This window comes from Pelomonas sp. KK5 (genome assembly GCF_001984095.1).
GTDB lineage: Bacteria > Pseudomonadota > Gammaproteobacteria > Burkholderiales > Burkholderiaceae_C > KK5.
Genome location: NZ_LYVQ01000221.1, coordinates 1 through 11,015 on the forward strand (window position 1 = coordinate 1; position 11,015 = coordinate 11,015).

At 67.3% G+C, this 11,015-nt stretch carries 6 protein-coding genes; 3 read left to right on the plus strand and 3 right to left on the minus strand.

All coding sequences use genetic code 11. From position 1 onward, the window contains the following. Nucleotides 1–55 precede the first annotated feature (55 nt). From B0W88_RS25415 to B0W88_RS25425, 3 genes are read left to right on the plus strand one after another with little or no spacing between them, the layout of a single operon-like run. A complete protein-coding gene (locus tag B0W88_RS25415) occupies nucleotides 56–2,245 on the plus strand; it encodes a LamG-like jellyroll fold domain-containing protein (RefSeq protein WP_077037398.1) in 2,190 nt (729 codons plus the stop codon). Between the two features lie 54 nt (nucleotides 2,246–2,299). Continuing rightward, nucleotides 2,300–4,975, plus strand: coding sequence for a TonB-dependent receptor (locus B0W88_RS25420; RefSeq protein WP_077037399.1), 2,676 nt, complete (start codon nucleotides 2,300–2,302; stop codon nucleotides 4,973–4,975). Nucleotides 4,976–4,989: 14 nt separating this feature from the next. Beyond that, on the plus strand, nucleotides 4,990–7,134 hold the full coding sequence (locus B0W88_RS25425) for a hypothetical protein (protein WP_077037400.1): 2,145 nt from the start codon (nucleotides 4,990–4,992) through the stop codon (nucleotides 7,132–7,134). A 266-nt stretch (nucleotides 7,135–7,400) separates the two neighbouring features. Here B0W88_RS25425 and dctA read toward each other — a convergent pair whose 3' ends face one another. From dctA to B0W88_RS25440, 3 genes are all read right to left on the minus strand, one after another. Beyond that, complete coding sequence (gene dctA / locus B0W88_RS25430; RefSeq protein WP_077037401.1) at nucleotides 7,401–8,759, minus strand: C4-dicarboxylate transporter DctA; 1,359 nt, start codon at nucleotides 8,757–8,759, stop codon at nucleotides 7,401–7,403. A 63-nt stretch (nucleotides 8,760–8,822) separates the two neighbouring features. Further along, nucleotides 8,823–10,169, minus strand: coding sequence for a 3-carboxy-cis,cis-muconate cycloisomerase (pcaB, locus tag B0W88_RS25435; protein WP_077037402.1), 1,347 nt, complete (start codon nucleotides 10,167–10,169; stop codon nucleotides 8,823–8,825). 26 nt (nucleotides 10,170–10,195) lie between these two features. Next, on the minus strand, nucleotides 10,196–11,015 hold an 820-nt coding region (locus B0W88_RS25440), incomplete at its 5' end, for a CoA ester lyase (RefSeq protein WP_077037403.1).

The window sequence follows — 11,015 nt, forward strand, 5'->3', positions numbered from 1 at the left end:
GTGCGGGCGCGTTGTGAATGTCTATCGATGGATTTCGAGTGCGACTCTGCTGGCCGTGGCGGCAAACATCGCCTGCGCCCAGCCCTCGCTGCAGACGACGCTGCCGACACCGCTGCTGTCCCTGGACTTCAACCAGCTGGCGCAGGGCCGGCTTCCGGCCGGCGTGGCGATCCACACGCAGTTCCGCGCGCCCGATGTGGTGCCGGGTGTTGCCGGCAGCGCCTGGCGCTCGGACGGGTTTTCCAGTTACGCGCAGGCCGAGCTGAAGCTGGACCCGAAGGCGGGCTTCGGCCTCTCGCTGTGGGTGGCGCTGGAGAGCTATCCCTCCGACTTGGAGGTGCCGGTTCGCGAGCTGTCGCCGTCGTCCATCATCCAGCAGGCCAAGGGCCAAGAAGGCTTCGACCTGCATATAGACACCTTCGGCCGCTGGGGATTCCGGATCGGCAGCTCGGAAGGCCTGCTGCAGGTCTCGGCACCGCAGCGCTTCCCGCTGCGCCGCTGGGTCCATCTGGTGGTGAGCGTCGATCCGGCCGCAGGCACGGCGCAGCTCTATCTGGACAATGTCCTCCTGGGCACGGCCAGCGCCAAACCCGGCATGAGCCTGCGGCTGGCCGACGTGCCGATGAAGCTGGCGACGCCGGCGGTCGAGGCCCGCATCCTGGACTTCAAGGTCAACCGGCTCAATGGCGCCTTCGACGAGGTGGAGGTCTACCCGACGCCGCTGAGCTCTGCGCAGATCCACACGCTGCCCGGCCCCGCCGCGCCGCCCGATGCCGAGCGCTCGCTGGTCGTGCCGGACTCGCGCTTCGCCGGCGACCCGCTGCGGCCGCGCGTCCATCCGATGCCGTCGGCCAACTGGACGAACGAACCGCATGGCCTGATCCGTGTCGGCGACACCTGGCACCTGTTCTACCAGCGCACGCCCAATGGGCCGTTCAAGACGCAGATGCACTGGGGCCACATGGCGAGCCGCGACCTCGTCCGCTGGGAACACCTGCCCGACGCGCTCTGGCCCGAGTTGCAGAGCGCCGACGCCGGCTTCGACATGAAGGGCATCTGGTCCGGCCATGTGATCACCGACGGCGGCAGGGCCTTCGCCTTCTACACCAGCGTCAACCACGGAGACCGCCTCGCGGCCAGCAATCCCGGCGTGTCGATGGCGGTCAGCGAGGATCCGGAACTGCGCCACTGGCGCAAGCTCGGCCCAGTCCTCAACACCGAAGGCCTGCGCGATTTCCGTGACCCGTTCCTGTGGAAGGAGGGCGAGACCTGGCACATGCTCATCGGCGCGGCGCTGGAGTCGGGCGGCGGCCTGCAGCACTATGTGCTCGACCGCGGCAGCGAGCGGCCTCGCTGGAGGCCGCAACGCTTCATCGATACCGCATGGCGCCAGCTGGACATTGGCTCCGACATCTGGGAGATGCCGGTCTTCGAGCAGCTCGACGGCTCCACCTGGGTACTGGTGGCCAACCCGATCGGCGGCAAGGTCGGCAAATATGCGGAGCCGGCCACGCGCGCGGTGTACTGGATCGGCAGCTGGACCAATGGCGTCTTCAAGCCCTTCTTCCGCGCGCCCAAGCCGCTGGACCTGCTGCCGGGTCATCTGGCACCGACGGTGGCGCGCGCCGCGGATGGCGAGCTGCGTGCGATCGGCATCGTCGACGAGCGGCGCACGCCGACGGCCCAGCTGCGCGCAGGCTGGGCCCACACCTTCAGCCTGCCGCGCCGCTGGACGCTGCTGCCGGACCAGCGCACGCTGGGGCAGTCACCGGCGCCGGAACTTCATGCACTGCGCGGCGAGCCTCTGCTAATGCCGCCCGCGACCGATGGCGACGTGCCCATGCTCGCCAAGGACTTGCATGCCTACGAGCTGCAGGTCGATCTCGACAACGACGCGCCGGTGACGCTGGACCTGATGGCCTCCGCGGACGGTCGCGAGTTCACGCGGCTGCGCTTCGATCCCGTCGATGGCACGGTCGAGTTCGACAAGACGCATGCCAGCCTCTCCGGCGAGGACGAAGGCCCGCTGCTGCTCAGCGGCCGCTACGACAGCGCTGCCTTCGGCCCGATGCGCAAGCTGTGCGTCTTCGTGGACGGCTCGGTCATCGACGTGTTCATCAACGACGCCGCCGCCTATTCGCTGCGCAGCTATCCCTCGCTGACGGACAGCACGCGGCTGCGGCTGTCCACGGCGCGGCCCGCCCATCCGCGCCTGCAGATCTGGCCTCTCAGGCCACCCCACTGATTCGACCCGCAAGAACTGACCCCGAGCGACGGGGACAACACCAGGAGACAGAACATGAGACACCCTCGACGTGCCCACGCGTGGCAGCTACTGACGCTGGCGCCGCTGGCCCTGGCGGCCCAGGCCGTCTGCGCGCAGCAGCAGCCTGCACCCGACGCCGAATCCACCGAGCGACTGCAGGAAGTCGTCGTGACCGGCAACAGCAACAAGGTGCTGAAGAAGGACTCGACCAACACGATCAACACGCTGTCTGCCGAGGAGATCCGGCGACTGGCGCCAATCAGCACGGCCGACCTGCTGCAGAACGTGCCCGGCATCTTCGCCGAGGGCAGCACGGCCGGCGAAGCCAGCAACAACATCACCGTGCGCGGCCTGCCGGTCACCGGTGGCTACCGCTATGCGCCGCAGCTGATCGACGGCCTGCCCTGGTTCGAGGAACCGGAAGTGCCGTTCATGAACAACGACGTCGCCGTGCGCGACGACCTGATGACCCGGCGCGTCGAAGTGGTCAAGGGCGGCACCGGCGGCATCCTCTATTCGAACGGCCTGGGCGCGACGGTCAACCACATCACGCGCACCGGCGGCCAGACGCTGGAAGGCGGCTACAAGCTGGAGGTGGCGGACTACAACTTCATCCGCAATGACTTCTACGTCGCCGGGCCGGTCAACAAGAACTGGACCTTCGCCGTGGGCGGCTTCTATCGCACGTCCGACGGCCTGCGCGACACCGGCTACACGGCCGACAAGGGCGGGCAACTGCGCGGCAATCTCGTCTTCCAGACCGACGACGGCCGCACCGAAGTGCAGATGCATGCGCTGAAGATCAACGACCGCACGGCCTTCTACCAGAACGTGCCCTTCCAGGTGCCGGCGATCGCGCAGCCGGGCACGCCGGCCGATCCGGTGAAGATCCGCATGGACCAGGTCTGGCCGCTGGGCATCGACTTCGGGCACGGCACGGTGGCGTCCAGTTCGAATCGCCGCTTCACGATGCTGGGCGAGTACGGCTCGCGCCAGGTGGACATGGCCGACGGCATCCATCCGGACTTCGACATCTACACGCTGAAGCTGAGCCACGAGTTCGAGTCGGGCTGGACCTTCGACGGCGGCCTGCGCCATTCGTCCGGCAGCAGCGGCTTCAATGGCGTCTTCACCGGCAATGACACGACCACGGCGGCGCGCTTCAACAACGCCCGCTTCAACAACGACGTGCTGCGCTTCAGCTCCTTCTACCCGACAGCCACCGGCGTCGCGGCCTACCGGCTCAGCGACGGATCGAAAGTGGCCGACAGCGCCTATCTCGACTACCTGATTCCCTTCGTCGCGCGGACCGAGGCCAAGAGCACCTCGGCTGACCTGCGCCTGGGCAAGACGGTGGACTGGCTGGGCGAGCACCACCTGACCCTCGGCGCCTACTTCACCGACTACTCGAACAAGCAGAACTTCCAGCAGTCGCTGCTGGTCTCGACGATGGAAGAACATCCACAGCTGGTCGAGCTGCGGGCCATCGATGCCTCCGGAACGCCGGTTGGGCCTTCGGTCACCTCGAACGGCGTGATGCGCCTGGGCTTCAACGGCTACCTGGCCGACGCCACCGTCAAGGGCGAGGCCCTGTACTTGCAGGACCACTGGGAGACCCTGGACCGCCGGCTGAAGCTGGACCTCGGCGTGCGCCACCAGACGCAGCGGGCCGACGTCGTCTACAACGTGCGGGACCAGTCCACCAATATGACGCCGGCCGGCGTCGTCCCGGGCAGCGCGGCCGACACGATCGCCGACGACGAGGTGCTGCTGCCGGGCGCCAACCAGCACCTGAAATCCAAGCTCAGCGCCACCGGCTGGTCGATGGGCGCCAACTACTCGCTGCAGAACAACCTGGCGGTCTACGGCCTGGCCTCGCGCTCGTTCCGCCTGCCGAGCCTGGAGCAGCTGAACCAGCTGCAGTTCGACCCGAGCACGCCGGGCAGCAAGGTCGAGCGGATCATGCAGTACGAAGGCGGCGTCCGTTACTACGCAAAGACCTGGGATACGCAGCTCGCGCTCTTCTACAACAAGTTCAGCCCGCGCGACCAGTACGTCGAATACCGCGACTTCACCTCGCCGAGCTGCACGCCGGCCGGCGTCACCGTCGACATCAACAGCTGCCCGTTGACGCGTGAGTTCTACCGCCGCGGCATCCAGAACATCGGTCTGGAGCTGGAAGCCGCCTGGCGCCCGCCCGAGGTCAAGGGCCTGGAGCTGCGCTTCAACGGCGTCGTGCAGGATCCGAAGGTCGTCGATGCGAACTACCGCACGGTGAAGGAGCTGCGCGTCAACGACGTCGTCACCGGCTACACCTTCGAGCAGATCGGCGAGGACGGCCGCCGCCCGCGCCGCCTGGCCAAGGTGATGGTGAACCTGCAGACGAGCTGGGACCTGAAGCCTTACACCGGCCTGCCGCTGAAGCCCTACGCCAAGTACACCTACTTCGGCAGCCGCTACTCGGAGTCGCAGGACGTCAACGTGACGCTGTACCCGGCTTACTACCACCTGGACGGCGGCTTCATCTGGGACTTCAGCGCCAAGAGCTCGTTCCAGTTCCACGTCTCCAACATCACGAACCGCCTCTCGTTCACCGAGGGCGATCCGGTGTTCACCGACCTGAAGGGCCCGAACGGCGCCACCAACCGCGGCGTCAGCCGGCCGCTGTTCGGCCGCACGATCCGCGCGATGTACACGTACTTCTTCTGAGCAGGAGCACAACCATGATGAACAAATTGCTGTGCACGTTGGTCCTGCCGTTGGTCCTGCTGGTCTCCGCCTGCGGTGGCGGCAACGGCGGCAACCCGGCCGACCTCCCTCAATCCCACTCGCCGGTGATCACCGACCCGGGCGCGCTCAGCGTGCCCGAGTTCACCAGCGCGGTGACCAAGCTGAGCGTCACGAGCCCCGATGGCAATGCCTTCAAGCTGTCTCTGTCCGGGGCCGACGCGGCCCTGTTCGCGATCAGCGGGGACGGCTCGCTGCGCTTCGCGATCCCGCCGGATTTCCAGAACCCCTCCGATGCCGACAAGGACAACAGCTACCAGGTCAGCGTCGTGGCCGACGACAGCTATTCCAAGCCCTCGACGCTGGCGCTGACGGTCAAGGTGACGGCCTGCCCGACCTGCCACGTGGCCAACACCTCGGCCCATGTGACGACCGACGACACCACCTTCGTCGCCGAGAACGTCATCGCCAGCTTCGAGTTCCCGGCGCAGATGCAGCAGGACACGGTCAAGTACACGCTGACCGGTGCCTTCGCGACGACGACGAACTGGAACAACCTCGAGTACTCGAACGCCAGCCTCGCGCCGATCGCCGCGCGCATCGGCGACGCTTCGGTGAGCACCTGCGAGATCGGCGGCGCCGGCTGCGATGCGCCGACCGGCAGCATCACGATCAACAACGTCGTCATCAAGAAGGACTCGATCACCTTCCTGATGTCCGGCGGCAATGGCGGCCCGGACGTCGGCGCGCAGGTGCTGTACACGCCGCCCGGCTCGTCGACGGCGCAGGTGCTGGGCACCTACAACCCCAACAGCTGCGGCGATCCGGTGCTCAAGGGCGACCAGCACTACGTCAACTTCGACACCAGCGGCCTGATCGGCGAGACGGTGCAGATCAGGATCTTCGACAACGCCAGCACCGGCTGCGGCTTCGTTGCCTTCGACCACTTCTACCAGACCGACAAGCCGCGCGGCGTCAATGCGGGCGTGCTGAGCAAGCCGCTGTCGCCTGTCAAGGTCACCGTCGAAGGGACGGTCACCTTCCAGAAGATGGTGCCCTTCGCCAGCTTCGAGAACCCGGTGGACATGGTGACCAAGCGCGGCTGGACCGGCACCGGCGCCTTCGCCAACCCGACGGCCACCAGTTGGCAGGGCACGACCGGCACCGACGCCGGCGCCGCGCGCGTCGGCGACAAGGCCATCAGCACCTGCGAGATCGCCGGCCCCGGCACGCCCTGCGACTCGCCGACGGGCACGCTGACCTCGCCCGCCTTCAAGGCCACCGACGCCTACCTGAACTTCCTGATGCACGGCGGCGGGGCCGGCAAGAAGGTCGGCATGCGCGTGATGGATACCGTCGGCAATGTGCTGCTGAGCTACAGCCCGGACAGCTGCGGCCCGTCCTTCATCCAGAACGACGACGACTGGACGCATATCGACATCTCCGCGCTGACCGGCGCCTTCATCAAGGCCCAGCTGTTCGACGAAGAGACCAGCGGCTGCGGTTTCGTCAGCACCGACCAGTGGTACCAGTCGGCGAACGCCTGGAACCCCTCCGGAAATGGCAAGGACGGCGGCAAGGTCGTGCTGACGACGGCGATGGCGGCCACGCTCGGCTTCAGCGTTAGCGTGACGGCCGATGCCTTCACGCAGGTGATCGGCGACTTCGACGACGCGGTGGCCACGGCTCAGGTCTGGACCGCCACCGGCGACTTCGCCAACCCGGCGAGTGCCGACGCCTGGAAGGGCGTGTCCGGCGGCGCGCGGGTCGGCGCCCGCGCGGTCAGCACCTGCGAGATGAACGGCAACAACAAGGGCTGCGATGCCTCGACCGGCACGCTGACCTCGCCGCTGTTCACCGTGGACGCGAACCGGCCCTACCTGAACTTCCTGATGTCCGGCGGCAATGCCAACGGCACCGTGGGCCTGAAGGTGCTGGACGCGGCCGGCAACGTGCTGTCGACCTACACGCCTAATTCCTGCGGCCAGTCATCGATCCAGGACGATGGCAGTTGGGTGACGGTCGATTTGACCGCCCAGGTCGGAAAGCAGGCCCGTGTGCAGATCTTCGACAACGAGTCCGGCGGCTGCGGCTTCGTCAGCTTCGATCACGTCTACATGGGCGCCGAGCGGAGAAAGTAACCGTCAAACTTCGGCTGACCGGCGGGGAATGTGCGCCGGCAGCCCGCGATCTTTGACCGGATCAAGATAGCTGCTGCAGAGCATCCAATCTTTTGAGAATCAACTCCACGAAATCGTTAGTAGGAAGAAGTGGCCGACACCGGCTGACGACGCGTTGCTGCCTGCCAGCACGGCCGTATCAGCGCCGCGAAGCGTTCATCCTGTAGATCACGCGGCGCGGGAGCACTTATGCAGCCCGCGCCATGTTGGAGCTACGACGAGCGGTGTCAGTGGGCCTGAAGTTCCGGCTTCAAAGTGACGTGGGCGACGCCAGCCGGCGTCGCTTGCAGCCCGGCCTCCGCCTCTTCGACCTCATTGCCAGGTACATAGCCGCGGGCCAACTCACGCTGCAGCACCTGTTCGTCGCATGCACCTTCCCACTTCGCGACCACGATGCAAGCCACGGCATTGCTCATCGTGCTGGTCAGCGCGCGGGCTTCGGACATGAAGCGGTCGATGCCCACGATGATCGCGACGCCGGCGACGGGCAGGTCGTGCATCACCGTCAGCGTGGCGACCAGGGCTACGAAGCCGCTGCCCGTCACGCCGGCCGCACCCTTGGAGGTCAGCAGCATCAGGCCGAGCATGCCGGCGATCTGTCCCCAGCTCAGCGTGATGTCGCAGGCCTGGGCGATGAACAGCGAGGCCAGGGTCAGGTAGATCGCCGTGCCGTCCAGGTTGAACGAGTAGCCGGTCGGCAGCACCAGGCCGACGACGCCCTTCTTGCAGCCGACGCGCTCCAGCTTCATCAGCAGGCGCGGCAGCACCGGCTCGCTCGACGAGGTGCCCAGCACCACCAGCAGTTCCTCGCGGATGTAGCGCAGCAGCTGCCACAGCTTGAACTTGTGCATGTAGCAGAGCAGGCCCAGCACCACGACGACGAAGAAGATGCAGGCGGTGTAGAAGGTGCCGATCAGCAGGCCCAGCGAGCCGATGGACTTGATGCCGTACTTGCCGACGGTGAAGGCCATCGCGCCGAACGCGCCGAGCGGGGCCAGCTTCATGATCAGGCTGAAGGCTGCGAACAGCATGTGCGAGAAGGCGTGGATGCCGATCAGCACCGTCTGCCCGACCTTGCCGATGCGCGTGAGGCCGAAACCGCACAGGCAGGCCAGCAGCAGCACCGGCAGCACCTCGCCCTCCGAGAACGCGCCGAAGAAGGAGCTCGGGATGATGTGCAGCACGAACTCGGCGAAGCCGCTGGGCGGCACCTTGCTGGTGTACTTGGCCACCACGCCGGCATCGAGGTGCGTCGGGTCGATGTGCATGCCGGCGCCAGGCTGCAGCGCGATCACCGCGACCAGGCCCGTCAGCAGCGCGATGATCGTCAGCACGTAGAACAGACCCATCGCCTTCAGCAGCGTCTTGCCCACGCCCTTGGTGTCGCCCAGCGAGGTGATGCCGCTGACGATCGTGCAAAACACGATCGGCGCGATCATCATCTTGACGAGCTTGACGAAACCGTCGCCCAACGGCTTCAGCGACGCGCCGAACTCGGGCCAGTAGTGGCCCACGGTGATCCCCAGCACCAGGCCGATGAGCACCTGGACGTAGAGCATCTTCAGTATCTTCTTGGCGGCTTGCATGGCGTTGTCTCCGGAATGCTTGGCGTTACTTTGGATCTACTGTGGCGTGATTCGGGCTGCGTGTCAGCGCAGGGTGGCAAGCACCCGGTCGACCATCACGCCGGACTGCCCGAGGTAGTTGGCCGGGTCGCACAGCGCGGCCAGCGCCGGGCGGTCGAGGTGCTTGTTGACCTCGGGGTGCTCGCAGAGCAGATCCAGCAGCGGGCGCTGTTCCTTCACCGCGACCCGGCAGATGTCGTAGACGAGATCGTGTGCGTACTCGCGGCCGATGTAGGGGCCAAGGCCCATCATCACGGCCTCGCTCATCACCAGGCCGTGGGTCATGTCGATGTTGCGGCGCATCGCGGCCGGGTCGACCTCCAGGCCTTCCAGCACGGAGCGCGACTGCTTCAGCGCGCCGGCCATCAGGCAGAAGGCCTCAGGCAGGACGATCCATTCGATCTCCCAAGGGCCGGTACTGCGCTCGTGGTCGGCGACCATCGCATCCATCAGCGCGGCGGCATGCTGGCGCACGACCGAGATCGCGGCGTGGATGTAGCAGCTGGAGATCGGGTTGCGCTTCTGCGGCATCGTGCTGCTGGAGCCGCGGCCGTGGGCATAGGGCTCGTAGACCTCGCCGACCTCGGTCTGCATCATCAGCTTCACGTCCATGCTGAGCTTGCCGAGCGTGCCGCCGACCAGGCCCAGGAAGGCGCCCACTTCGGCGATGTTGTCGCGGATCGTGTGCCAGGCAATGACCGGCTGGCCCAGGCCCAGTTCGGCGCACAGGCCGGCCTGCGTTTCCATCGCGCCGGTCTGCAGCGAGGCCAGCGTGCCCGCCGCGCCGGCGAACTCGCCGACCAGCACGCGCGGCCGCAACTGCGCGAGGCGCGCGCGGTGCCGCTCGATGGCCGACAGCAGGCCCGCCATCTTGTAGCCGAAGGTCACCGGAATGGCCTGCTGCAGATTGCTGCGGCCGATCATCGGCGTCAGGCGATGGTCGCGGCACAGCTTGGCCAGCGCGGCCGAGATCGCGCTCAGCTCGGCGTCGACGATGTCCAGCGCCTCGCGGATCTGCAGCACCGTGGCGGTGTCGGTGATGTCCTGCGTCGTGGCGCCCCAGTGGCAGTACTCGCCGAGCTTGTCGCGGCACAGCAGGTTGAGCTGCGAGACCACGCCCAGGATCGGGTAGCCGATGCGCTCGGTCTGCTGGCGCAGCTTGGCCATGTCGATCTGGTCGAGATGGCAGTGGCTGACGATCTCGTCGGCCGCTTCCTGCGGGATCAGGCCGAGCCGGCCCTGGACCTTGGCCAGCGCCGATTCGATGTCGAGGTACTTCTGGGTGCGGTTCTCGTCGGACCAGACGCGGCGCATCGCGTCGCTGCTGAAGATGCCCTGGAAGATGGCGGAGTCGATGAGGGTTGAAGCCATGGTGAAGGTTCCGTTTGAATTGACAGTTACTGGCCCGCGCGCTGCAGCGTCCGCTGCGCGTTCAGGATGACGGGTCGGTCGATCATTCGGCCGTCGAGTTGCAAGGCGCCGGTCGCGCTGCCGGCCGCGGCGGCGAGGACGCGGCGCGCCCAGTCGAGGGCCTGCGCGCTCGGCGCCAGCGCCAGGTGGATCGCGGCGACCTGCCGCGGATGGATGCACAGCTTGGCGCCCATGCCCAGGCGCCGCGCCCAGGCCAGGTCGGCCAGCAGGCGGGCCTCGTCGTCGATCTGCGGCGTCACGCCGGCGACCGGGCCCGGCAGGTCCGCGTTGCGGGAGGCGAGCACCAACCGGCTGGCCGCGTAGGCCAGGCCGTCGGCCTGCTCGGCGATGTCCAGGTCCAGGTCCAGCGCGAAATCCAGCGTGCCGAAGACCAGGCGGCGCACGCCCTGGCTGGCCGCCAGCGCCTCGGCATTGGCGACGCCCCGGGCCGATTCGATCAAGGCAAGCACGCGAGTGACCGGCGATGCCGAGCGCACCGCGCCGATGTGGCCCGGCGTCTCGGCCTTCGCCAGCATGGCCAGCGGCAGCCGTGCGTCGCGAAGCAGGCGCATGTCTTCGCCGAATTCGGTCGTGTGGGCCGCGTTGGTGCGGACGACGATGCGGTCCTTCTCGGCTTCGGTGGCGGCGCTTGCCCAGGTGGCGATCGCGTCCCGCGCGGCAGGCTTGCGTTCCGAGGCGACCGCGTCTTCGAGGTCGAGCACGACGGCGTCGGCGCCGCTGGCCAGCGCCTTGGCGAAGCGCTCGGGCCGGTCGGCGGGAACGAAGAGGTAGGTGCGAGGGTCCATG

What these genes read in the sequence shown, in the direction of transcription:
- B0W88_RS25420 (WP_077037399.1), top strand. Translation starts at nt 2,300, where the DNA reads ATGAGACACCCTCGACGTGCCCACGCGTGGCAGCTACTGACGCTGGCG.
- B0W88_RS25425 (WP_077037400.1), top strand. Translation starts at nt 4,990, where the DNA reads ATGATGAACAAATTGCTGTGCACGTTGGTCCTGCCGTTGGTCCTGCTG.
- dctA (WP_077037401.1), bottom strand. Translation starts at nt 8,759, where the DNA reads ATGCAAGCCGCCAAGAAGATACTGAAGATGCTCTACGTCCAGGTGCTC.
- pcaB (WP_077037402.1), bottom strand. Translation starts at nt 10,169, where the DNA reads ATGGCTTCAACCCTCATCGACTCCGCCATCTTCCAGGGCATCTTCAGC.